The organism is Cytophagaceae bacterium ABcell3 (genome assembly GCA_030913385.1).
GTDB lineage: Bacteria > Bacteroidota > Bacteroidia > Cytophagales > Cytophagaceae > ABcell3.
The window spans coordinates 1,704,367-1,727,580 of record CP133159.1 but is presented as its reverse complement, the minus strand read 5'-3'; the positions used below and the strand labels follow the sequence as shown (position 1 = coordinate 1,727,580).

Here is a 23,214-nt window from a genome sequence, read left to right as displayed (position 1 = left end):
AATTCTGATTCTCAAAATAAACTTACCCTTCAAAATATGAGCTATTTTCATCCTCCGGATCCAAGGAAACTGACTGCGGTGACACTTTTTTCATGAGTGATGAATAGATAACAGGCATAAAAAGCAGATTGGTTACTGTAGAAAACAAGAGTCCTCCAATAACAGCTATACCCAAAGGTGCAGTCTGATCACCTCCCAATGCCAAGGGAACAAGACCCACTATCATCGCAATACTTGTCATTAGAATCGGCCTTAATCGACTGTTACCAGCGGCTTTGGCGGCGTCTAATGCTGAGGAACCGCCCTTCCGCCTTTCTTCAGCAAAAGTAATAAACAAGATAGCGTTAGATATTGAAACACCAAGAGCCATGATAATGCCCATATATGACTGGATATTTAAAGTAGCCTGAAAAACCAAAAGAAACAGCAAGCCCCCCATAACAACAGAAGGAGCGGTCGAAAGCGTAGCCAATGCCACCTTAAAAGACTGAAAGTTTGCAGCAAGCATTAGAAATATAGCAAAAACAGCAATAAGTAACCCCGTTTGAAGCTCAGACAAAGTTTCTTCAAGAAAGGAAAGCTGCCCTCTTAACAAAACGTTAAGCCCTCTAGGTGGTGTACCGGCATCTGCAACCGCTTGCTCTATATCTTTTCTGGCACTACCCAAATCCTTTTCATAAAGATTGGCTGTTATGGTCAACATCCTTTGCTGGTTGAGCCTTACCACTTCGCCAGGCGACAATGTCTTGCTGATCGTGGCAACTTCAGACAGGCGATTGTTCAAACCGGCCTTCTCAGGAAGATATATATTCTCAAGTTCATTCAATGAGTTCATTCTGTACTGTGGCACCTCCACCTGCACCTGATAGGAGTTTCCAGAACTGGCATCAAGCCAAAAAACCGGTCGGGTAAAACGGCTGGAAGAAGTAGCCGAAGTCATTGACTTGCTTACCTCATAACCTGAAAGGTTAAGCTGCCCGGCCCTTATCCTATCTATATTGATATCAAGGGTAGGATAATCAAGTGGTTGGGCAATTTGCACATCACGAAGATAGGCGTACGCTTTCAGCTTTTCCAGAATCTTTCCTGCATGCAGACGGGTCTCTCTAATATCTTTTCCGGTTATGGCAATTTCCACAGGTGTCGGGGCGCCCATGCTCATAATCTGGTCTACAAGGTCTGCTGGTTCAAAAGAGACAGTAATTTCAGGGAACTCAGTAGCCATTGCTTTTCTTAGCTTCTCTTTGAACGTTTCAATTTTCAGGCCTGCTCCTTCTTGTACCTTTACCAGCATGTAACTCATCTGGGGACCGCTATTCCATATATGGGTAGCAGACGCAGGATAAGCAGAAGGTATGGTTCCAACATATCCCGAACTTATTTCAATATTACCGCTTCCTGCAATGCCTTCAATCAGGTTTAGTACGTCCTGAGTCTTTTCCTCCATCCTTTCTATTCTGGTGCCCTCGGGCGCTTTAAGCCTTACCTGAAACTGGCCGGCATCAACCTTAGGAAATATTTCGGTGCCGATAAATGCAAAAAAAACAATTGCAAGCAATGAACATCCTCCAAGATACAAGATGGACACACTTCTGTTTTTTGACAGGTTGAACTTCAGTATCTTTAGATACTTTTCTTTAAACCTGTCAAACCTGCTTAGCTTACCATCTTCCTCTTTATGGGACTTTAGCGATTTGCCATCCAGCAACCAATTAGCAACTACAGGCACAAAAGTCTGAGAAAGAATAAAAGAGGCGATCATAGCAAAACTGACTGCAAGAGAAAGCGGAAGAAACATGCCCCCTGGTACTCCACTCATAAAGAAGGCAGGCACAAACACCGCCAGTATACTAAACAGGATTAAAAGTTTCGGCACAACAATCTCCCTTGTCCCATCAAGAATTGCTTTAGGCAAGGACTTTCCAGATTCGTAATGCCGGTGGATATTTTCTATGGTCACAGTAGCTTCATCTACCAAAACACCAATTGAAATAGCCAACCCTACCAGTGTCATTATGTTGAGGGTTTGCCCTGACAGATAAAGAAAGATCACAGCAGTGAGAAGCGCCAGCGGAATGGTCATGACCACAACAAGGGCACTTCTCTTATCACCTAAAAAAAGGAAGACCATCAGGCCTGTAAGTATAGCAGCAATGACCGTCTCAGATAGTACATTACGCAAGGATTTGATCACATAAGCAGATTGGTCAAAAGCATAGGCTACCTCTATATCTTCAGGTACTGATTGCTGCATCTGAGGCAGGGCATTTCGTATGTTCTTTACCACAGACCAGGTAGAAGCATCGGCCCGTTTTGTAACAGGAATAAAAACAGAACGCTTGCCGTTGACCAATGCATAGCCAGTAGTAATATCTGCAGAATTCTCAACCTTAGCTAAATCTTTAAGATAAACTGAGGGACCGCTGCCCAACATGACAGGTATATTTTCAAGTTCGCGGTAATCTGCCAAAACAGAATTAGGGCGGGTAAGGTATTCGGTGTCTCCAATCCTTACAGAACCTGCTGGCGTAAGGCGGTTTCCATTTGCCAAAGCCTCCACCACATCTTCAGTAGATAGTTTATAACTTTTCAGCTTTTCAGGATCTACCGAAACTACAATAGAACGCTGATTACCTCCCACAGGCGGTGGCGAAGAAACCCCTTCCAGGGCCGAAAACATAGGGCGGACACGCTGAACGGCCAAATCCTGAATTTCTGCTAGAGACTTGCTTTTACTACTGAATATAATCTGTCCCACAGGCACGTTACCAGCATCATACCTGACAACAAAGGGTGCAATGGTACCTGGAGGCATTTTGCCAGATGCCCGATTTACCTGTGCCACCACCTGTGCCAGCGACTCCCCCATATCAGTCCCTTCATGAAACTGAAGTTTAATGAGAGACATCCCCTGAATGGATTTTGACTCTATAAACTTAATACCAGTAATATAAATAAAGTGCTGTTCATAAATTGAGCTCAAATACCCCTCCATTTGTTCCGGAGAAAGGCCTCCATATGGCTGTGCCACGTAAATGGTGGGTATACCCAATTTGGGAAATATATCAACAGGTATTTTAGTAATGGAAAGATAAGAGAAGAAGACTATCCCCAATACCCCCACCATTACCGTTATTGGCCGCCGTAAAGAACCTTTAATTAAATCCATGCTTGTTATTTATCTGGCTAAAAAAAACATCTAGGTCTCCTTCAACCGCAGCTTTATAGAGCAACATCTTCCAGGCTTCAACATAAGCGGCTTTCATATCAACCTCTGCCTTTGCCAGATTAAACTGGGCCTGAAGCAAATCTGTCTGATTGACCATCCCTGCATCATACCTGGCTTTCATTGCCTCATAAGAATACTCTGCGGATTCAAAAAAAACAGGACTTAAGGAAGCCGCTTCAACAGCCGATTCCAGAGAGGCAAGTGCAATTTCCTTCTCTTTCTGTATGGTCCGGTCTGCCTCTTCTTGTCTGGCAAGGCGGCTTTTTATTTCAAGCTCCTGCTGTTTTACTCTGAAACCATGAGCAGGGAAAGCCAGTATAGGCATGCTCAACTGAAAACCTAAGCCGAAATTATATCTTGAAAAAACAAGTCCATCCGCAGGGTTGATTGGTGGCGGCTCTGTTCCGGGCACAGAAAATGGAATACCAGAGCCCCTTGCAAAAGTAATTCCCCAGACATTAAAGTCCGGATACAGCTGCCTGCGCAGCTCTTTTTTCTTATTTTCAAGTAAATCAATTTGTTGCCGGTGAACTTTAAGTACTGGGTGTGGCAGACCCTGCCCCTGAGGGGCGCTCGCATGCGGGAAGCGCCCTCCGAACTCCGAAAGCGGTTTCAAGGCTATACTGTCTGTCCCTAACAGTTCCTGAACCCGGATCAATTTTACTTTTAGCAACTGATTGGCATTAAGTAAATCTATTTTAGCTTTGGCATATTCCGTTTTAAAAACAGCACTATCCACACCCGGCGCCAATCCGGTCAATGTAAGTTCCTTACTTACTTCAAGATTATAATTAGTTCGGTCAAGCTCTGCCTGTTTCACCCGAACTACCTCTGCAGCAAAGCAATAATCAATGTAAGCCTCAAGAAAGCGGATCTTGTGCTCAAAAATTGTCAGCTCTTCATCGGCCCTTGCCAGCTCCTCGTCAGATTTTGCAACTGCCACCCCTGCGTTTCGTCTCCCGAAAGTAAACGGACGCCAATTCATTAAAAGGCTTGCGGCACTTCCCCAGACAGGGCTGTAAGAGTTCTCTGGAGAGGGAGGTCCACTTATAGGCATAACCAATCCAGGGTAAAACATTCCGGTTATGTTGTTGGCAGTAGCATAATTAGCCTGATAGGCAGCATCAAGAGATGGAAAAAAACCAGTCCGCTGTTCCTTTACAGCAACACCTTTGGCCTCTGTCTGATATTTTTTAGCAGCTATTGACGGATAGCTGGCTTCACTTATTCTAAGCAGTTCCTCAAGACTTGTTTCCTGCCCCAAAGACATTGTAGGCAGCAAAATACACAGAAATAAAAAAAGCAGGCGTGATCCCCTGTTCATACAGTTACTTTTTTAATTGCAAAATTAAACATTAAAAAGAACCTAACGTGGTAAAAAAAGGCCGATCTGGTGTAAAAAAAGGAAGCTTCTTACTGACTCAGTAAGTGACGGTAGTCGCCTGGGGAGACTTCATTGACTTTTTTAAAAAACTTTACGAAATGACTGGTATCGGTAAAATTAAGCTTATAACTAATTTCAGAAACAGATAAATCTGTGTGAAGCAACAACCGTTTAGCTTCTAAATCGATTCTGCCATGAACCACCTCAAGTGCAGGCTTCCCCAAAACCTCCCGACAAATGCTGTTAAGCTTTTTAGGAGTAACGTTGAGCATTTCTGCATATTTTTTCACCTGACGAATTTCAGAGAAGTTTTCCTCAAGCATCTGCCGAAAAGACCTGGCTATTTCTCTTTCAAAAACCACATTTTCCTTTCCTTTATAATGCTCAAACCTTCTGAACTTTAATAAGAGTATATTAAGATAGGAGGCAAGAATTTCATTGCCAAAAAGTTGCTGATTACCTGCTTCTTCAAAAATACTATCCATTAACTTCCTTATATCCTGATGCTCTTCCGGACGAAGCTCATAAAGGTTCCTCTCCTCAAAACCTTCCAAAAGACGTGCGACAGAAGCATATTGCAAAAGAAATTCTTCTTTAAACATCAGCACATACCCCTCCGGAATTTCGGTAAATTCCCAACAGTGCACTTGGCCATTTCTCAACAGGTACGCCTGAGGCGGGTTTATTTCATACATCTCAGTATCCACATGATGTACACCCTTGCCCTTACTAATCAGGATTATCTCATTATAACCCTCATGCTTATGAGGTTTGGTCCGCTTAATTTTTGTCTTAAAGCAGCTAATCTTAAAAAGGCTTTCCTTCCCAAGCTTGTTGTAAAACTGAATGTCCATGGAGAAGCAATTAGAAAAACAATAGTCAAAACCATTAAATTCCCTTAAAGGAAAGGCAACAAATATCTGCCTACAAATTGATCACTACAATGTATATAAAACATCTAAGGTTTATCTAAACTTCTTCCAACTTCCCAAAACATACCCTGAGACCAAGAACACCAACAATAACCCTCCTGCGTCAATAAGCGCCAAAGCAAAGGGCTTGAGGCTAAAGGAATATTGCGTAACCAATTGAAGGGCAACAAGACCAAAGCCCAAGATAAAACCCGTTTTCAATCCATCTACTCCTGATTTCACACCCATTCTAATGAATGACCATGCAAGCACATAATTCATAATTAAAGCTGACACAAAAGCAATTACATAAGGAAGCGCAGAGGCATCAGCCAAATCCTCTTCAGAAAACCCTTGAAGCTCCATCCACACTTCAGCAAAGAGCATAAACCAAGCCATCATAATTACCTGATAGACCACTGTTAACACTATAACCGCAGCATGATTGATGGTCAACAACTTGCCTTTATCAGTCATTTCTAAATGTTTTAGTTAAATAAGAGTGCAATACTACAACTACTTTTAAAGCTGCGCAAAAGAAGTATGTTATTCCTTCACAGCCATGGCAGAAACACTACATATAGACAAGCTACCAATGGCAAAGATTCCTAAAAGGGTAAACTTTGAAGGGCGTAAACAAAAAACATAACAAATAAAAAAAGCAAGCTCTAATTAAAGAACTTGCTTAAATGTACCCAGAGCCGGAGTCGAACCGGCACGGCCTTGCAGCCATTGGTGTTTGAGACCAACGCGTCTACCAATTCCGCCATCTGGGCATTTATTACAGGCGACAAAAGTATCTAAAACATGTGTAATTAACAACATTTCCGCCAAACTTTTTATAACTTATTCTCGCTGAGGCGAAAACTGAATCATAACCCGGTAGTTCCTTTTCACCCCTAACAAGTCGGAGGCATGGCCATTGCTCAAAGCAATTTCCAAAAAACCATTACTGTTAAACAATGCCAAGTAATCTCCAAATTCACGGGTGTTGTAGGAAGAATGTATAACATTTGTGGTTTCTCTACCAAGCTTAATCACAAAGTCCCTCCCATCGCAAATAGTATCAAAAACCTTCTTTTCAATATCCGTTATCAAATTCCCATACCTGTCGATATGCACTATATTACCAGAAATCAAGTTCTTGGCAGTTTTCACCTGCATATTCAAACGCTTTTTAAGCTGCTCGGCAGGCACACCTAGCTCCTGTAAAGAAGCTCCCCCAGACAAGCGAAGTGCGGCAGGTGCCAATATAGACTTAGCATAGAAAACATGATTGGAAGATTGTTCGTTACCCTCTAAAAAAACAGCCTCTTCGGGCTCCAGGGCGCTAATCAATGAAAAAAAACCATTATCTACCCCTAAAAAAACATGCCCCTCCAATTTAATCCCAATGCAAGGATCAAACACCGCAGTAGACTCATTTACTGAGACTAAATGAATGGATCCTTCGGGAAAGTCGCGAAAAACATTTTTTAAAACATAGGAGGCATGCGAAATGTTAAAGGGAGAAATATCATGAGAAATATCTATAACATGAGTCCCTAACAAGCGCGCTTTGAGTGCAGCTATGTAGTGATCCTGATATCCAAAATCGGTTGTTAGGGTAATTAAAGCCATAATTTGAAATTAAAGCAGGTTTACTTTTGTTATTCAACAAAATTAAATAATTTTCGCAGTAAAATTTCTTTAAATTTAGCAAGATTGACAGAGACAACAATAACACTTGACAACATTTCTTTAATAGACTTTTTAGGTGTTGAAAATAAAAATATCAGGGAAGTAGCCTCGGCCTTCCCCAGGGCAAGAATTGTTGCCCGAGGCAATGAAATTAAGCTCATAGGAAATCCACTGGAAGTCAAAAAGATTGAGGGGATATTCGAACTATTGCTGGAACACTTCCACAGATATGGCAAAATTTCAGAAGAGCACATAGCTTCATACATACAACAAGAGGCCGCAGACCTTACCGACCTAGACGAAGATGAAATCATTATCTTCGGCAACAAAGGCTTGGTAGTAAAGCCCAAAAGCGAAAATCAGAAGAAGATAGTCATGTCTGCCAAGAAAAATGACCTGATTTTTGCTATAGGTCCTGCCGGTACAGGCAAGACATACATTTCTGTAGCATTGGCAGTAAGGGCTTTAAAAAATAAAGAGATCAAGAAGATCGTTATTACCAGGCCTGCTGTAGAGGCGGGAGAGTCTTTAGGTTTTTTACCGGGCGATCTCAAAGAAAAAATCGACCCATATCTAAGGCCAATTTATGATGCTTTAGACGATATGATCCCTGCAGAAAAGCTTAAGTATTATTATGAAAACAGGATCATAGAAATTGCACCATTGGCCTATATGAGGGGCAGGACATTGCATAACGCCTTCATCTTACTTGATGAAGCACAGAACACGACAAATATGCAAATGAAAATGTTTTTGACCAGAATGGGGCCTAAATCAAAAATGATCGTCACCGGAGACCGCTCGCAGATAGACTTACCAGGCAAGCAAAAGTCTGGACTTGTGGAAGCGGTAGATATATTAAAAAATATTCCCGGCATAGCTTTTGTAGAGCTTAGCGACAAAGATGTCATGCGGCATAAATTAATAGGCAAAATCATCAATGCTTATGACAAAGCAATAAAATGATGAACTATAAAGTATTCACCATATTTTTTTTTATAGTCCTTGGGATCGGTTCTGTCAACGCACAGAACCGATCTAAAAGATGCCATACCACCGAATATCAACAACACCTCTATCAAAAACACCCTCATTTAAAGAAACAGGCCGAAGCACTTGAAGATATTATTCAGAAAAAAAGTATTGAAAGAAAGCAAAGGCCAAGAACGCAGCCAGAAAGTGATACCGATGACAATATATTGACCATCCCTGTTGTTGTTCACGTAATCCACAACAACCCAGACAATGTTATTGGAGGAGACAATAATGGAAACATATCCGACGAGCAGATACTAAGCCAGATAGAAGTACTCAATGAGGACTTTCGGCGTATTCCCAATACACCAGGCTATAACGAACATCCTGTGGGCGCAGACACTCGCATTCAATTTTGCCTTGCCACCAGAGACCCTCAAAACCGTCCTACCAATGGGATTGTAAGGGTATTTAACCAAAGACGCTCCTATTCATTTAACGACACCGAACTTTTATCTTCATTGTCTTATTGGCCCAGTAGTCAATACCTCAATATCTGGGTAACCAGGCTGACAGGGGACATTTTAGGTTTTGCACAATTCCCTCATGGATCGGGACTTCCAGGATTAGGCTCTATAGACGAAGGAGCAGCTACCGATGGCGTGTTTATCAATTGGCCGAACTTTGGAAGAGGAGGACGCGCTCCTTATGACATGGGGCGAACCACTACACACGAGGTCGGGCATTGGCTGGGATTGAGGCATATCTGGGGCGATGAAAGATGTGGGAACGATTATGTAGAAGATACTCCTCGACATGAAGATGCCAATTACGATTGTCCAAGTTTTTCTGATTGTGAGCGCACAGGGGTTGAAACCCAAGATATGACCGAAAATTACCTGGACTATACCGACGATGAGTGCATGAACCTGTTCACCAAAGGGCAAACCGAAAGAATGCGAACGGTGTTAAGCACAAGTCCTCGAAGAGCGTCTTTACGCTATTCAATTGGCTGTTGCGGTGACGATGCGACACTACCAGCTCCTTATGCAACGGGGTTTGATGATGATACTTTCTTTGAAGAAGGATGGCGTACAGTCCATCATTCCGGCCCTTCAAATACCGAATGGGAGCAAGTAGTCCAAGGTGCCTACGAGCTTTCCAATGGCTCTATAAGCATAGACAATACAGCAGAAACCGTTGGAAGTGTGCATTTTCTAAAAGCTCCTTTTTTAAACTTTGAGGGAGTGACCAACCCAGTCATGGACTTTGACTTAGCTTATGCCGGCAACCCTGCTGGCGAAACAGACACACTGGTTTTATCTTATAGTCCCAACTGCTTCAATTGGTTTCCTATTAAAACTTTCTACGGAGACCAATTGACAACCACTGAAAGAACTACCACCGAGTTTGTCCCACAACAAAATGAATGGCAAAAAATACGGATTCCCCTAAACGAATTAATGAATAGGCGCATCCTACAATTTAGGTTTGAGAACAGGTCTGCTGGAGCTAATAGGGTATATATTGACAACCTTAATATTTACCAGACCACACCATTTTTGACTGTAAAAATGTACCCTAACCCAACAAGCGACCTACTGTTTGCCGAGGTACTTTTTGAAGGAAACCAAGACATCAGTTTCGAAGTATTTAATGTAATGGGACAAAAAATCAATGAATGGACTGACAAAAACCAAAACAGCTTTGTAAAACAAATAGACACCTATTCACTCAGTCAAGGAGTTTATATCTTCCGAATCAACAGCTCCCAGGGAGATACCGTACAAAAGAAGGTGGTTATCAACAAATAAACTTGACTTTAACACTTCTCTTTAATAGATTCATTTTCAGATTTATGAACAATGAATCTTTGGACTTCATACCCATTTTTAAGATACCTTTTATTTTTTATTCCGGGCATTATCGTCGGCCTGACGATAGACATTGGAATAACAGTTCCACTTGCCTGTCTGCTGCTCTCTTTTATAGTTTTCGTCCTTATTAGATTCAATTGGAAAAATTCCATGCACCTAAATACGACCCAGATATTAGTAGGGTCTGCTATTGCTGTTATTATCTTTAGCACAGGAGCTTGTATTGCCTGGTTTTCTGACCATCAAAACCACCCAAGCCATATCATCCATCAACAAAACATCAATGGCTATACTGCAAAAATCATATCTCAAGAAGGAGAAAGTGGCAAATTTTATAAATATATAGCAGAAGCAAGATCCATATTAAACGATGACACCATTTTGCAAACAAGAGGAAAAATCATTCTTTATGTATTCAAAAATAACACATCCGAAAAATTGAGAAAAAATGCATTGGTGTTAATAAAAGGCTCTCCTGAGCAAGTTCCCCCTCCTAGCAATCCAGGAACATTTGACTACAGAAAATACTTATGGACCAAAAATATTTATCAACAGCATTATGTATTTCCTAAAACCATAAAAAACTGGGGATATGATGAGGACAAAAACTTATATGATTTATCTTATAAACTCAGAAAACACCTCTTAAATACTTTACAAACAAAATTTAAAGACCCTAAAAATTACAGTGTCGCCTCAGCCTTACTATTGGGCGATAAATCATTGCTCCCTTCGGAACTCAGAAACGCTTATGCTTCCGCAGGGGCTATGCATATTTTAGCCGTTTCAGGTCTGCATGTTGGTATTATCATGCTTTGTATAAGTTTTTTACTTTCTGGTTTGCCGGAAACGCCATTAGGAAAATCTTTAAAAGCACTTATTGTTATAGGTTTACTGTGGACTTATGCATTCATTACAGGCCTTTCTCCCTCTGTACTCAGAGCAGTAACGATGCTGTCTTTTCTGCAACTAGGCATTACCTTCTTTAGGAGCAGTAGTGTACTTAACAATATAGGCATGTCTGCCTTTGTGCTTTTAATAATTAACCCGTTAAACCTACTGCACATTGGCTTTCAACTTTCATACGCTGCGGTTACAGCGATAGTCACATTACACCCCTTACTATTTAACGCCTTCACATCGCGTTTTTGGCTGGTCAACAAAAGCTGGGAAACAATCTCAGTATCTTTAGCAGCCCAAACAGGCACATTAGTCCCTTGCCTATTCTACTTTAATCAGTTTCCAGTATACTTCCTGTTGACCAATCTGTTAATCACGCTTCCAGTTTTTGTCACTGTTTTTATAGGCTTTCTAATACTGGTCGTATCATTATTTTGGCAGCTCTCCTCCTTTTTCTACGATGGCCTCGAATACTTAATTATCTGCCTAAACTTTATAATAGAAAATATCGAGAAACTTCCGGGATCTTTACTAAGCAATATATACCTTACGCCAACAGAAGCTTTTTTAGGATTGGGTTTCTTGATCACCACATGCTTCTTTGTGTATAACAAGAAGTTTATTTTCATAAAATATGCAGCTATATTATGCGCTGCCTTAATTTCATTTAGAGGAATTAGCCATTATATAAATGCACAGCAAAAGGGAATTATAGTCTGGGATACACCAGGTTATTATTCATTCGCACTTATCAATGGGAGCAAAAGTATAGCTATTACCAACCACCCTAATAAGGACTATATAAAAGATCTTGCAAACAATTTCTTAATACGAAATAACCGTCAATATACGTTGTATTCCATAGAAGAAGCCCTAACCTTACAAAACATTGCTTTACACCCTGATGGCAACAATGTATTCCTAGCTTGGAAGGGGAGAACTTATATCATCGGTAACAGACCAAAATCACTTCCCGGAAAAATTTTAGAAAATACTGATGTAAAAATAATTAGCAATGGAAGAAAGCCAGAAGCTGGCAACAATAAATTTTATAACACGTCTTCAAAAGGAGCGTATATAGAATATTTCCAATAAGTTCTTATTATTGTAGCTGATTAATCTCAAAAAAGAAAGCATATGCAACCTGTAATATATGAAAAAGTAGACCGATTGGCTTATCTGACCCTCAACAGACCTGAGAAAAGGAATGCCCTTAACCATGAAACTATAAAGGTTTTAAAAGATATATTGAGGCAAGTCAATGAAGACAAAGATATTAAAGTGGTTATTTTAAAAGGTAGTGGAGATGCTTTTTGCGCAGGTGCCGATTTAGAGTACCTACAGCAGTTACAAAGCTTTTCCTTTGAAGATAATCTTAATGACTCCAAACACCTTACCGAACTGTTCGAACTAATTTATTTTTTAAACAAGCCGGTTATAGCACAAGTTAACGGCCATGCTATTGCTGGAGGCTGTGGTCTGGTAACCGTGTGCGACTTCGCCTTTGCCGCCCCTGAAGCTAACTTTGGCTATACAGAGGTTCGGATTGGATTTGTACCAGCCATTGTCAGCTATTTCCTCTTAAAAAAAGCAGGAGAGCAAAAAGCCAAAGACCTATTGATTTCTGGTCGAATCATTGATGCAGAAGAAGCCCTTAACTATGGAATTCTCAACAAAGTGGTAGAAGAAGACAAACTCGATGATTATGTAAAGAATTTTGCAGATACTTTATGCACCCAAAATTCAGGTCAATCTATGGAAATAACCAAACATTTGATTGCCGCCATACAATCTATGGACGTAAAAACAGCTATGAACTATGCCTCTGAGCAAAATGCAATGGCTAGGAGTTCCGAAGAGTGTAAAAGAGGGGTCGCCGCATTTTTGAATAAAGAAAAGCTTAAGTGGTAAAGAGACATACAGAATCATAAACAAAAAAAGAGGCCGGGAAGCCTCTTTTTTTGTTAAATAAATATAAAAACCACTGTTTATTAAGATACAACTTTCGATTGCATCTTTCAGGTTAAAAATACTCTTTCATTTTCTGAAAGAAACCTTTCTCATTTTTTCCAGGAGCAGGCTTAAAGTTATCGCTATCTTTTAATCTTTCGAGCATTTCTTTTTCATCACGGGTAAGTGTCTGTGGTGTCCAGACATTTACATGTATCAGTTGGTCACCTTTGTCATACCCATTGATATCTTTGATACCTTTTCCTTTAAGACGAAGTATTTTACCGCTTTGTGTACCTGATTCAATTTTTATTTTAACCTTACCATCAATTGTAGGAACTTCTACACTAGTTCCAAGAGCTGCGTCTACAAAGCTGATATAAAGGTCATAAACGATGTTATTTCCATCACGTTTTAGCAACTCATGTTCTTCTTCCTCAATAACAATAAGCAAGTCACCAGCCATACCGCCTTTAGGAGGCACATTACCTTTGCCACTCATTGAAAGCTGCATACCTTCCGCCACACCGGCAGGGATTCGGATGTTAATTACTTCTTCTTTCTGAAGCCTGCCGTCGCCATTACATGTAGTACACCTTTGGCTGATTTGGGTACCCTCTCCATTACATGCAGGACAAGTAGATGCAGAAACCATTTGTCCGAGCATGGTATTGACCACTTTTCTAATCTGACCGGTTCCGTTACAAGTAGAACAAGTAGTCAGGGAAGTACCGTTTAGGGCACCATTACCACCACAGCTATCGCAAGCGACATACCTTTTGACCTTAATTTTCTTTTCAGCGCCGTTGGCAATTTCTTCCAGGTTCAACTTAAGCTTGATCCTAAGGTTTGACCCTCTTCTGGCAGCGCGTCCACCGCCTCTGCCACCGCCACCACCAAAGAAGCTTTCAAAAGGGTTGCCCCCTCCGAAAATATCGCCAAACTGCGAGAATATGTCATCCATATTCATACCGCCACCGCCGTAGCCTCCACCACCAACACCTTGATGGCCAAACTGGTCGTAACGCTGTCTTTTTTCAGGATTACTTAATACTTCATAGGCTTCCGCAGCCTCTTTAAATTTGTCCTCAGCGGTAGGGTCATCTGGATTTTTGTCTGGATGAAACTTAATAGCTATCTTACGATAAGCTTTTTTAATCTCTTCCGGACTGGCAGATTTACTTACGCCAAGAACTTCATAATAGTCTCTTTTATTAGCCATTGCTTATGCACCAATTACTACCTTTGCAAATCGAATTACCTTATCATTTAGATAATACCCTTTTTCAACCTCGTCTACCACTTTCCCTTTCAGGTCATCAGAAGGCGCAGGAATATTGGTAATAGCTTCATGTATTTCACTATTAAACTCTTGCCCCTGGGCATTCATAGGTTTAAGGCCTTTGCTTTCCAGTATTTTATAAAATTTATTATGTATAAGAATTACACCTTCTTTCACAGGGTCATTATCATCTATTTCTTCCATAGACTTCATTGCCCTTTCAAAATCATCTACCACAGGAAGCAAAGAAGATATGACACCCTCGCTAGCACTTTTTATCAAGTCGGACTTCTCTTTAGAAGTCCTTCTGCGAAAGTTTTCAAACTCTGAATATAACCGAAGAAATTTATCTTTAAGTTCCGCGTTTTCACGCTTAAGCACATCTAACACACTCTCTTCTTCGGCACTTTCCTGACCTTCTTCAGAAGGCGCTTCTTGCTCTTCCGCTGCCTCATTTACAGCCTGTTCCTGTTCTTCTTCTGTAGATTCCTTATGTTTTGAAGAATTTTCTTCTTGCTCGTTCATCATAGCTCTTCTTTTAAATCTTTTATTAAATTCATCAATAAACCTGCCAGTGTCAAAAACTATGACATTTTGACATTAATCCTGTAAAACTTTCCACAATGTATCTTTCAGTTCCTGGAGCCCAACTTCCGAAACTGAAGAAAAAAGAACTACAGGAATATCATTGGGAAGTTTAGTTTTTAAAGACTCTTTTTCTTCCTCAGGCAGCAAATCAATTTTGGAGATACCCAATACCCTTTGCTTATCCAAAAGTTCAGGGTTATACCTCTCCAACTCATTCAAAAGTACATTATATGCCTCTAAAATATCTTCGCTATCAGCAGATACGAGGAATAAAAGCACCGCATTCCTCTCTATATGCCTTAAAAACCTAATCCCCAGTCCCTTCCCTTCCGAGGCACCTTCTATCAACCCTGGTATATCTGCTATAACAAATGATTTATAGTCCCTGTAGGAAACCACACCTAGGTTAGGAACAAGCGTGGTAAAAGGATAATCTCCGATCTTGGGCTTAGCGGCAGACACCTTTGACAAAAGCGTAGACTTTCCTGCATTGGGGAACCCAACAAGTCCTACGTCTGCCAAAAGTTTTAATTCCAGCACAATCCATTCATTCATACCTGGCTCTCCTGGCTGGGCGTACCTTGGTGCTTGATTTGTCGGGCTTTTAAAATGGTCATTACCCAATCCGCCTCGGCCGCCTGGCATCAGCACTTCTTCCTGTCCATCTTCAGCAATTTCCAACAACACTTCGTCTGTTTCCGCATGCTTTGCCACAGTACCTACCGGCACTTCTATGATTACGTCATCTCCGTCTGCGCCTTTCTTTTTTTGCCCTTGTCCATTACCGCCGTTTTCCGCAATGATATGTTTACGGTACTTAAGGTGTAGCAAAGTCCAAAGCTGAGAGTTGCCTTTAAGAATAATATGCCCTCCACGTCCACCGTCACCGCCGTCAGGGCCACCTTTGGCCACATGCTTTTCTCTCCGGAAATGGGCAGATCCAGCCCCACCCGCTCCTGAGCGACAGTTTATTTTTACGTAATCTATAAAATTTCCACCTTCCACTTATTTTATCCCTTCTTTTAGTGTGTTTTTTTAATATGAATGAAAAATCCTGTGCCCGTTTTAACTTCCAAAGTATACACAAGATTCAGCCATGCCTGACAAACAGTTTCAATATTCCCGCCAACGATTTGACGTAAATTCTTTGCCAATCATAACAAACCCATCGCATAATCCGGTTTTAACAAGCACAGGATTTTATTGCAACAGCACTTTATAATGTGAAGTTATTTAAGCTTATCAACAACTTGACAAGTTTCTGCAAAAACTTCATCAATTGCCTTCATACCATCGACTTTGTGGTACTTATTCTTCTTGGCATAATAATCTGCCACAGGCGCTGTTTTGATATTGTATTCAGCAATTCTTTGTTTAATCAACTCAGGATCTTGGTCATCGGTACGGCCTGAAGTCTTGCTCCTTTCGGCAATTCTCTTGGCCAATTCTTCTTCATCTACTTCCAAAGAAATCATACCAGATATTTCCATACCCAAGTTATAACAAATTTGATCAAGTTTTCCCGCTTGTACTACTGTACGTGGAAATCCGTCAAAAATAAACCCTTCAGCATCTGAATTGCTTTTAATTTTATTTTCAATCATTCCAATAACTACATCGTCAGGAACAAGAATTCCGCTATCAATAAATTTTTTAGCGTCTAGCCCCAATGAAGTTTCAGCAGCAATTTCACTTCTTAGCAAATCACCAGTAGACAGGTGCACAAGGTTATATTTCTCAACAAGTTTCTGACTCTGAGTACCCTTACCAGCTCCTGGAGGTCCAAACAAAACAAGGTTTAACATATGGAAAAAGTTTTATGAAACCCAAAAATAAGGCATTTAATGAAAAAAATCAGCTTTTTAGGCGGTATATATCTTTAAGATTTCTCCCCAGCCCTTCATAATCCAGTCCATAACCTAAAATAAAGTGCTCAGGAATGGTAAAACCCACATATTTGGTCTCGATGGGATGACTCAAAGCTTCAGGCTTAATAATAAAAGAAGCTATCTCTATAGATGCGGGTTCTTCTTTTCTCAGGTCTTCAATAATTTCTTTCATCGTCAGCCCCGTATCAACTATGTCATCAACAACAATAATATGTTTTCCCTTAATATCCTCTTGCAAGCCCAGTAATTTTTTTACAGATCCAGAGCTTTCAATGCCGTGCCAGGAAGAAACCTTCACAAAAGAAACATGACAAGGAATACTAACTTCTTTCAGCAAATCAGAAGCAAACATAAAGCCCCCATTGAGCACCACCACAAAAATTGGCTCCAGCCCCTCATATTCTTTTGAAATAACATTGCCTAATTCTTTTACCCTTTTGGCAATGTTTTCCCTGTCAATAAATACTTCAAACTCCCGATCCTTTACTTTCATAGGTTACAGATGTTTCATTAAATAAATATACATATTCAGCATACTGCTGATGTCCCTTTTGTGCACCAGTTCATCCGGGCTATGGACATTGGCTTCTGGCGCTCCTATAAAACACCAATCTATTGGATATGGAGAGGCTTGTACCTCTTTGCCATCACTTCCTCCGGCTCCCTCTACCTCAAGCTGAAACGGCACTCCAGAAGCATTGGCCAGCGCAAGAACCTTGTCAACAAATTTTTTACGGGGAATCCCTCTGTCCCTCAAGGAAACGGCAACGCCTTTCCCTGCAAATACACCGTCCGTAACCCACGTGATATCCGATATCAGCGCTTGTTTGATGGAATATTTCTCATAAATATACTTAGACAAAATAGATACCGAACCTCCTCCATGTTCTTCATAACATGAAAAAGCAATGACACCATCTTCCAAAGTTTCAGCCAACTTCAGGGCATTCCATACACCTAGCCGATTATCCATATAGCACGACTGCACATATTCTTCTGTTTCCCTAAAGTCGCACTCAAAAACCAAATCGGTGCCACGTGCTACTTGCCTGTTAAAATCCAGAACCAATTTTTCACCCTCTTCGGTTTCCTCACACTTCAATTTCCCTTTAATCTCCCCTTCCGCATCTTTTCCAACGAGCATTGCCGCTGATTCAGCATGAGGAGAACCAATTGGCACCAGTTCATTGTTATAACGAACTGTATAGCCAATAGAATCTATATGAGCAAAAACAGCAGTACGCGGCTTGCCAAAAACGAGCAATACGGCATCATGAATTTCTTCATCAGCAGCAACAATCACTGGTTTAGTTTTCCAAGTGTTGCTATTTTGTTCAACATATTCAATTATAAAGTCCTTTAAAGCCCCTTCGTTGCCAGAAGGTGCATGAATGGAGCAAAGTTTATGCAGGAGTTTCATAAAAAATCACTATTATGTCAGTTAGAAAAGCAAAATTGGCATATTAACAACAAAAACAGAAACCATTCGTTAAGTTTAGTAATATTTTTAAATAAATTTGCACTGATGCCCCATTTCCTTCTTCTAATATCAGTCATTTTTTTAAACATCTCTGTGACAAAAGCTCAGGAGACACAGCCTGATATGCTCTTGTCTGACATTGATATACAGATAGAAGCCACGGACGCAGTAAATCAGCTGTACAATTTCAAATTTGAGGAAGCAGAAAAGAAATTTACTGAATTTCGCCAGACCTACCCAGATCATCCAATGCCCTATTTTCTCATGGGCTTGAGCACATGGTGGAGAATTTTACCGGATACCGACGTTAAAGATTATGACGACCGCTTCTTGGCTTACATGGACTCTTCAATAACAGCCGCTGAAAAACTTTACAAAAAAGACAAAGAAAACTATGAAGCCATCTTTTTCCTTGGTGCCGCCTATGGCTTTAAGGCAGAACTTTATGGATATAGGAAAAAATACTCTAAAGCCACCTATGCTGGAAGTAAAGCTTTAGGTTTTATTAAGGACATGAACGACAACAACGATTTAAGTCCTGAGTTTCTTTACGGAACTGCCATTATCAATTATTACTCAGAATGGATCAAACAAGAATATCCCCTTCTAAGGCCAATTTTGGTATTTTTCCCTAATGGAGACCAAGAGCTGGGCAAAGAGCAGTTAAAGGAGGTTTCTAGGTTTGCGTTCTATACCCGTACAGAAGCACAATATCAACTCCTAAAAATTCACTATCTCGACGACCAATACAACGATGGGCTTCCAATTGCCAGATATTTGGCAAATACTTTTCCTGACAACGGTTATTTTGCGCGTTATTATGCACTTTTTGCATTCAGAACAGGTCACATGGCTGAAACAGAAGCTATATCTAAAGATATTTTAGAAAAACTCGAGCAAGGAATGCCAGGCTATGATGAAACCGGTGGACGTTATGCAGGATATTTCCTTGGGTTTATCAACGAAAAACTTCACAACGACTCGGTAAAAGCAAAAAAATATTACGAAAAAGCCGTTTATTATGCAGAAAAAATAGGTGCCACCAGTCAAGGTTACTACCTGTACTCCTTAGCCGGCCTAGCAAAAATAGCCGAAAAGGAAGGCGACTATGAGGCTGCTCATGCTTACTATAAAACCATCAAGAAAAACACAGGTAAAAGCTACAAGGACACTGACATGTACAGGCAAGCCAAGAAAAACTCTAAAAGAAAGTACAAGAAACAGTGGAGTGACTAAGCTTTATCCATAAAGGGCATAACTTTTGAATCTTTGAAGGTAGAAAGTGCCACCATAGACTGCATGTTCCCTATTTCTTCTATATCCACTAACTTATCCAAAATAAGCGATTGGTAAGAAGCCATATCGCGAGTGATCACCTTCAACAAAAAATCGCCAGTACCTGTAATGTGGTGACATTCGATCACTTCTTGTATCACCTTGATTTTCTCTATAAAGGACATAATTTGGTTTTTCTTATGCCCTGACAATGACACCTGAAGAAAGATCGTAACTCCCAGACCAATTTTTTCAGGATCTAATTCGGCATGATAGCTTCTTATAATTCCTGAATTTTCAAGTTTTCTTACCCGCTCTAAAGTAGGTGCCGGCGAAAGCCCTATTTCCTGTGCCAGTTGTGAATTGGTAATTTTGGCATTCTGCTGTAGTTTTTCCAGAATAAGGCGGTCAATGGCATCAAGTTTCATGTATGGCATATTTATTTGAACAAAGATAAAAAATTATCTTTATTAGATTCCACAGAATAATTTTCAATGACTTTTTCACGTGCATTTCTGCCTATTTCCCTTCTGAGATCTACATCCTTTATCAAGCGCACTAAGGTATTGTACCACGACTCTTCTGTATTGCAGTGAAAGCCATTTTTTGCATGGTCAACGATTTGAACATTTACACCTACAGGAGAGACGACAGCAGGTATACCTAGTGCCATATACTGCAAAGCCTTGAATCCACATTTTCCTTTTGTCCATTCATCATCGCTCAAAGGCATAATACCAATATTTATTTTAAGCAAGTCCTCAATCTCTTGTGCCTTTGTCCATGGGATAAAAGTAAAGTCAAACCCAAGACTGGGCTTCTTGTTACATATGATAACTATTTCAATATTGAGGTTCTTTGATAGTTTATCAAGTACCGGTGCTACGATAGACAAGTATTTAATAGTAGAATGTGTACCAGTCCATCCAATGACTACTTTATCTGTGGCCTGTTCTTTAAGCTGATTGTGGTGTTTTTGCGTATCAATGGTCGTAGGGTTTACTATAACGCTATCATTAAAACTAGAAGCATAGGCAGCTAAAAACCTATTTCCACAACTTACTTTATAAGACCAACGGCAAATTGATTCCACTTTTTGATGAAATTTAAAAAAAGTGGCCACCTTGTTTTCAGTAGAGGTATTTGGCAACCAAATGGCATCGTCAAAATCATAAATAATGCGCTTTCGAAACACTTTAACCAAAAGCCACTCTATTAAAGGAAGACCAACAGGACTAGCTTCCCGGAAAACAAATATAAAGTCGGCAGAAATAGCCTTAGGCAAAGAAAAAAACCTAAAAAGAAACCCTTTTAGAACACCTATCAGTTTTTGAAAATAATGACCAGACTTATATAAAACATCATTTGTTTTCTGATCAAGAAAAGGAATTATCTCCAAAACATAGGATTCTTTTAAAAAATCCAGATATTGCTCATATCTAAACCGCTGCCCTGGCGCTGAACCGACTGGGTAAGGACAAAAAACAACTATTTTTTTAAATTTACGCACAACTTTTCGTTACTAGAGAGATACACAACCTGGAGTCAGCCAGTATAAATGGGATTTAAAGATATCATATTAACCCCTTTTTGCTTACTAATCTTATATATTATTCTTTTTGTAATCAAAAGAAAATATATAAAAGACCCTATACAGAAAAAATATTTTATACCAGCTGTCAGTGTTAAAGTATTGGGTGCATTGCTCCTAGGAATTATTTACCAGTTCTATTATGGCGGTGGAGACACTTTTGTTTATTTTACCAAAGGAAGTGGAATCATTTGGGAAGCATTTAAGGAAGAGCCTATCACTGCATTCAAAATACTTTTTGAACAGGGCGGCGGAACCATAAATCCACAAACTTCTAAATACACTATTCAAATACCTTTTTACAATGACCCCGCTTCCTTTTTTATTGTGAAACTCTCCGCCTTCCTCGGCTTTTTCACACTTCATACCTATACGCTAAACAGCATTTTATTTGGCTTAATCGCTTTTAGCAGTTTTTGGGCGATATTTACTTTATTGCTAGAAAAATACCCACACTTGCACAAAAAGCTTGCATTTACGCTGTTTTTTGTCCCCTCCGTTTTTTTATGGGGCTCAGGTCTTTTAAAAGACTCCATAACCATGGGTGCTTTGGGTTGGTGCTTTTATAGCTGCTATCAGATAATAGTGAACAAAGACAGAAAGGCTCTAACTTTCCTAATCCTTATCGTAAGTGCATATGTGCTTTACTTGGTAAAAATATATATTTTACTTTGTTTCCTACCCGCCACTTTCATTTGGGCATTTACACATTACAGTTATAAAATAAAAAACAGATTACTAAAACTGATCCTCACCCCCCTATTACTCTGCCTTGCCATAGGCATGGGAATATTATCCGCCAAAAACCTGTCCATGGATAACTCGCGCTACAACCTTGAAAGTATAATTCTTACTTCTCAAATGACATCAGAGTGGTTGAGCCATGTTAGTAAGCAATCTGGTGGCGCTTTTTATGATTTGGGTGAAATAGAGTTTTCTTTACAAGGTATTTTGAAGAAAGCCCCTGCCGCCATTAACGTAACGCTGTTTCGTCCCTATATATGGGAAGCCAATAACATTCTCATGTTCTTTACAGCTTTAGAAAGCTTACTATTTCTGTTCCTTACGGTTAAAGTTATCAAAGACAGAGGGATTAAGTCAATAACGGCAATTTTTAAAGAACCAATCATTGTGTTTGGCCTAGTATTTTCTTTATCGTTTGCTTTTGCTGTAGGTATCTCAACAGTAAACTTCGGAACTTTAGTAAGGTATAAAATACCATTGATGCCATTTTACCTTTTAGCACTTTTTCTAATCCAAAATAAAGGGAAAATTGTGACTAGGCCTTCTTTACCCCGGTAGCATGCCAATAAGGTTCTTTTTCTGAAAATTTGATATTTGTCAAACCTGCTTCCTCCATCAAATTTTTTACTTCCTTTCTGGAAAACCTTTTTTCCAATGGAGTTCCAAACCGGTCAAGTGCGTCATTTCTGATAATCCGAAAACTCTTGTCCCTATAATAAGACAAAGGAATCAAATGCACTTTTTGCTTAAGAAAAGGGGTATGCTGAATTACCCTCGCCAAAGTGACGAAAGGCATATAGAAAACAACAGCTAGTAAATCACAGATCAAAAACTTCAAATTTTGAGGCAAGAGGGAAACTACCTTCCTAACTAGGTTTGACAACTTAAAAAGCACTTTGAACAAAGGTCCTCGATTATCCAAGTTGTAATATAAATACACCAAAAAAATGCCTCCAGGCTTTACCTTCGACACGCATTTTTTCATGGCATGAGCCGTATCAGGTAAATGGTGCAAAACACCTAGAGAAAAAACAAAGTCAAAGGAACTGTCTGGAAATGGAATGTTATCTACGCTGGCTTGGGTAACTCTTGCATTTTTTGTATCGCCTAAAAAGTTTGCCGCTGCATATACTGCATTGCTAGGGTCAATGGCCTCTATAAAATGGACATGCTTAGCTATATATTTAGACCACCTGCCTGTTCCACAGCCAACATCCAAAGCAATTGTGGATTTGTTCATTACTTGATCGTCTACAATATCAAAATATTGACTTCCTGCTGTACTTAAGTCTTGTTCAGCGAATGTGCCGAATTTTTGCCATTCTTCCCCAAAAGACTTGACGGTTTCAGGATCCAAGTTTCCATCGTTATGAACAAAAGAAGCAATTTCAATATCACCTTTAGAAAGTTTTTTGACAGGGCTTTGACTATAACTTATCATCCTGTTTTTCCATTACGT

At 40.0% G+C, this 23,214-nt stretch carries 20 protein-coding genes and 1 tRNA gene; 6 read left to right on the top strand and 15 right to left on the bottom strand.

Annotation, left to right across the window (positions count from 1 at the left end):
- Positions 1 to 22: 22 nt before the first annotated feature.
- From RCC89_07070 to RCC89_07045, 6 genes are all read right to left on the bottom strand, one after another.
- Positions 23 to 3,169: an efflux RND transporter permease subunit gene (locus RCC89_07070; protein ID WMJ72922.1), complete on the bottom strand. Its 3,147-nt coding sequence runs from the start codon at positions 3,167 to 3,169 to the stop codon at positions 23 to 25.
- On the bottom strand, positions 3,156 to 4,553 hold the full coding sequence (locus RCC89_07065; protein ID WMJ72921.1) for a TolC family protein: 1,398 nt from the start codon (positions 4,551 to 4,553) through the stop codon (positions 3,156 to 3,158). Before RCC89_07065 ends, RCC89_07070 begins: the two co-directional genes overlap by 14 nt.
- A gap of 89 nt (positions 4,554 to 4,642) precedes the next feature.
- A complete protein-coding gene (locus RCC89_07060) occupies positions 4,643 to 5,467 on the bottom strand; it encodes a helix-turn-helix transcriptional regulator (GenBank protein WMJ72920.1) in 825 nt (274 codons plus the stop codon).
- A gap of 111 nt (positions 5,468 to 5,578) precedes the next feature.
- Positions 5,579 to 6,001, bottom strand: coding sequence for a DUF1761 domain-containing protein (locus RCC89_07055; GenBank protein ID WMJ72919.1), 423 nt, complete (start codon positions 5,999 to 6,001; stop codon positions 5,579 to 5,581).
- 215 nt (positions 6,002 to 6,216) lie between these two features.
- A tRNA-Leu gene (locus RCC89_07050) sits at positions 6,217 to 6,300 on the bottom strand.
- A 70-nt stretch (positions 6,301 to 6,370) separates the two neighbouring features.
- The gene (locus RCC89_07045) at positions 6,371 to 7,144 is read right to left on the bottom strand and encodes an SAM-dependent chlorinase/fluorinase (GenBank protein ID WMJ72918.1); all 774 of its coding nucleotides are present in this window, start codon (positions 7,142 to 7,144) and stop codon (positions 6,371 to 6,373) included.
- A gap of 84 nt (positions 7,145 to 7,228) precedes the next feature.
- Here RCC89_07045 and RCC89_07040 point away from each other — a divergent pair, with 84 nt between their 5' ends.
- The 4 genes from RCC89_07040 to RCC89_07025 are packed head-to-tail and all read left to right on the top strand — an operon-like array spanning position 7,229 to position 12,867.
- Positions 7,229 to 8,170: a PhoH family protein gene (locus RCC89_07040; GenBank protein ID WMJ72917.1), complete on the top strand. Its 942-nt coding sequence runs from the start codon at positions 7,229 to 7,231 to the stop codon at positions 8,168 to 8,170.
- Positions 8,167 to 9,993: a T9SS type A sorting domain-containing protein gene (locus tag RCC89_07035; GenBank protein ID WMJ72916.1), complete on the top strand. Its 1,827-nt coding sequence runs from the start codon at positions 8,167 to 8,169 to the stop codon at positions 9,991 to 9,993. Before RCC89_07040 ends, RCC89_07035 begins: the two co-directional genes overlap by 4 nt.
- Positions 9,994 to 10,044: 51 nt before the next feature.
- On the top strand, positions 10,045 to 12,051 hold the full coding sequence (locus RCC89_07030) for a ComEC/Rec2 family competence protein (protein ID WMJ72915.1): 2,007 nt from the start codon (positions 10,045 to 10,047) through the stop codon (positions 12,049 to 12,051).
- Between the two features lie 42 nt (positions 12,052 to 12,093).
- Positions 12,094 to 12,867: an enoyl-CoA hydratase-related protein gene (locus RCC89_07025; protein ID WMJ72914.1), complete on the top strand. Its 774-nt coding sequence runs from the start codon at positions 12,094 to 12,096 to the stop codon at positions 12,865 to 12,867.
- Positions 12,868 to 12,979: 112 nt separating this feature from the next.
- On the opposite strand, the gene dnaJ is transcribed toward RCC89_07025, so the two are convergent.
- From dnaJ to RCC89_06995, 6 genes are all read right to left on the bottom strand, one after another.
- A complete protein-coding gene (gene dnaJ / locus RCC89_07020; protein ID WMJ72913.1) occupies positions 12,980 to 14,128 on the bottom strand; it encodes a molecular chaperone DnaJ in 1,149 nt (382 codons plus the stop codon).
- 3 nt (positions 14,129 to 14,131) lie between these two features.
- Entirely contained in the window at positions 14,132 to 14,716 is a 585-nt protein-coding gene (locus RCC89_07015) for a nucleotide exchange factor GrpE (protein ID WMJ72912.1), read from the bottom strand.
- Positions 14,717 to 14,788: 72 nt separating this feature from the next.
- Positions 14,789 to 15,781 (bottom strand): GTPase ObgE, encoded by a 993-nt coding sequence (gene obgE, locus RCC89_07010; GenBank protein ID WMJ72911.1) that lies wholly within the window; start codon positions 15,779 to 15,781, stop codon positions 14,789 to 14,791.
- Between the two features lie 224 nt (positions 15,782 to 16,005).
- Entirely contained in the window at positions 16,006 to 16,581 is a 576-nt protein-coding gene (locus tag RCC89_07005) for an adenylate kinase (GenBank protein ID WMJ72910.1), read from the bottom strand.
- Between the two features lie 49 nt (positions 16,582 to 16,630).
- Positions 16,631 to 17,158: a hypoxanthine phosphoribosyltransferase gene (gene hpt / locus RCC89_07000; GenBank protein WMJ72909.1), complete on the bottom strand. Its 528-nt coding sequence runs from the start codon at positions 17,156 to 17,158 to the stop codon at positions 16,631 to 16,633.
- Between the two features lie 3 nt (positions 17,159 to 17,161).
- Complete coding sequence (locus RCC89_06995; protein ID WMJ72908.1) at positions 17,162 to 18,085, bottom strand: aminopeptidase; 924 nt, start codon at positions 18,083 to 18,085, stop codon at positions 17,162 to 17,164.
- A gap of 153 nt (positions 18,086 to 18,238) precedes the next feature.
- Between RCC89_06995 and RCC89_06990 the strand changes: the two genes are divergently transcribed.
- Complete coding sequence (locus tag RCC89_06990) at positions 18,239 to 19,381, top strand: hypothetical protein (GenBank protein WMJ72907.1); 1,143 nt, start codon at positions 18,239 to 18,241, stop codon at positions 19,379 to 19,381.
- Here the strand turns inward: RCC89_06990 and RCC89_06985 are convergent.
- Positions 19,378 to 19,857, bottom strand: coding sequence for an Lrp/AsnC family transcriptional regulator (locus RCC89_06985; GenBank protein WMJ72906.1), 480 nt, complete (start codon positions 19,855 to 19,857; stop codon positions 19,378 to 19,380). The genes RCC89_06990 and RCC89_06985 overlap by 4 nt on opposite strands.
- A gap of 2 nt (positions 19,858 to 19,859) precedes the next feature.
- Complete coding sequence (locus RCC89_06980; protein WMJ72905.1) at positions 19,860 to 20,930, bottom strand: glycosyltransferase; 1,071 nt, start codon at positions 20,928 to 20,930, stop codon at positions 19,860 to 19,862.
- Positions 20,931 to 20,978: 48 nt separating this feature from the next.
- Between RCC89_06980 and RCC89_06975 the strand changes: the two genes are divergently transcribed.
- A complete protein-coding gene (locus RCC89_06975; GenBank protein ID WMJ72904.1) occupies positions 20,979 to 22,313 on the top strand; it encodes a hypothetical protein in 1,335 nt (444 codons plus the stop codon).
- On the opposite strand, the gene RCC89_06970 is transcribed toward RCC89_06975, so the two are convergent.
- Positions 22,291 to 23,196: a class I SAM-dependent methyltransferase gene (locus RCC89_06970; protein WMJ72903.1), complete on the bottom strand. Its 906-nt coding sequence runs from the start codon at positions 23,194 to 23,196 to the stop codon at positions 22,291 to 22,293. The two genes, RCC89_06975 and RCC89_06970, sit on opposite strands and share 23 nt — an antisense overlap.
- Positions 23,197 to 23,214: the final 18 nt, after the last annotated feature.

Bases quoted from the DNA above. Each gene is read 5' to 3' on its own strand.
- RCC89_07070 (WMJ72922.1), bottom strand. From the start codon at position 3,169: ATGGATTTAATTAAAGGTTCTTTACGGCGGCCAATAACGGTAATGGTG.
- RCC89_07065 (WMJ72921.1), bottom strand. From the start codon at position 4,553: ATGAACAGGGGATCACGCCTGCTTTTTTTATTTCTGTGTATTTTGCTG.
- RCC89_07060 (WMJ72920.1), bottom strand. From the start codon at position 5,467: ATGGACATTCAGTTTTACAACAAGCTTGGGAAGGAAAGCCTTTTTAAG.
- RCC89_07055 (WMJ72919.1), bottom strand. From the start codon at position 6,001: ATGACTGATAAAGGCAAGTTGTTGACCATCAATCATGCTGCGGTTATA.
- RCC89_07045 (WMJ72918.1), bottom strand. From the start codon at position 7,144: ATGGCTTTAATTACCCTAACAACCGATTTTGGATATCAGGATCACTAC.
- RCC89_07035 (WMJ72916.1), top strand. From the start codon at position 8,167: ATGATGAACTATAAAGTATTCACCATATTTTTTTTTATAGTCCTTGGG.
- RCC89_07030 (WMJ72915.1), top strand. From the start codon at position 10,045: ATGAATCTTTGGACTTCATACCCATTTTTAAGATACCTTTTATTTTTT.
- RCC89_07025 (WMJ72914.1), top strand. From the start codon at position 12,094: ATGCAACCTGTAATATATGAAAAAGTAGACCGATTGGCTTATCTGACC.
- dnaJ (WMJ72913.1), bottom strand. From the start codon at position 14,128: ATGGCTAATAAAAGAGACTATTATGAAGTTCTTGGCGTAAGTAAATCT.
- RCC89_07015 (WMJ72912.1), bottom strand. From the start codon at position 14,716: ATGATGAACGAGCAAGAAGAAAATTCTTCAAAACATAAGGAATCTACA.
- RCC89_07005 (WMJ72910.1), bottom strand. From the start codon at position 16,581: ATGTTAAACCTTGTTTTGTTTGGACCTCCAGGAGCTGGTAAGGGTACT.
- hpt (WMJ72909.1), bottom strand. From the start codon at position 17,158: ATGAAAGTAAAGGATCGGGAGTTTGAAGTATTTATTGACAGGGAAAAC.
- RCC89_06995 (WMJ72908.1), bottom strand. From the start codon at position 18,085: ATGAAACTCCTGCATAAACTTTGCTCCATTCATGCACCTTCTGGCAAC.
- RCC89_06985 (WMJ72906.1), bottom strand. From the start codon at position 19,857: ATGCCATACATGAAACTTGATGCCATTGACCGCCTTATTCTGGAAAAA.
- RCC89_06975 (WMJ72904.1), top strand. From the start codon at position 20,979: ATGGGATTTAAAGATATCATATTAACCCCTTTTTGCTTACTAATCTTA.
- RCC89_06970 (WMJ72903.1), bottom strand. From the start codon at position 23,196: ATGATAAGTTATAGTCAAAGCCCTGTCAAAAAACTTTCTAAAGGTGAT.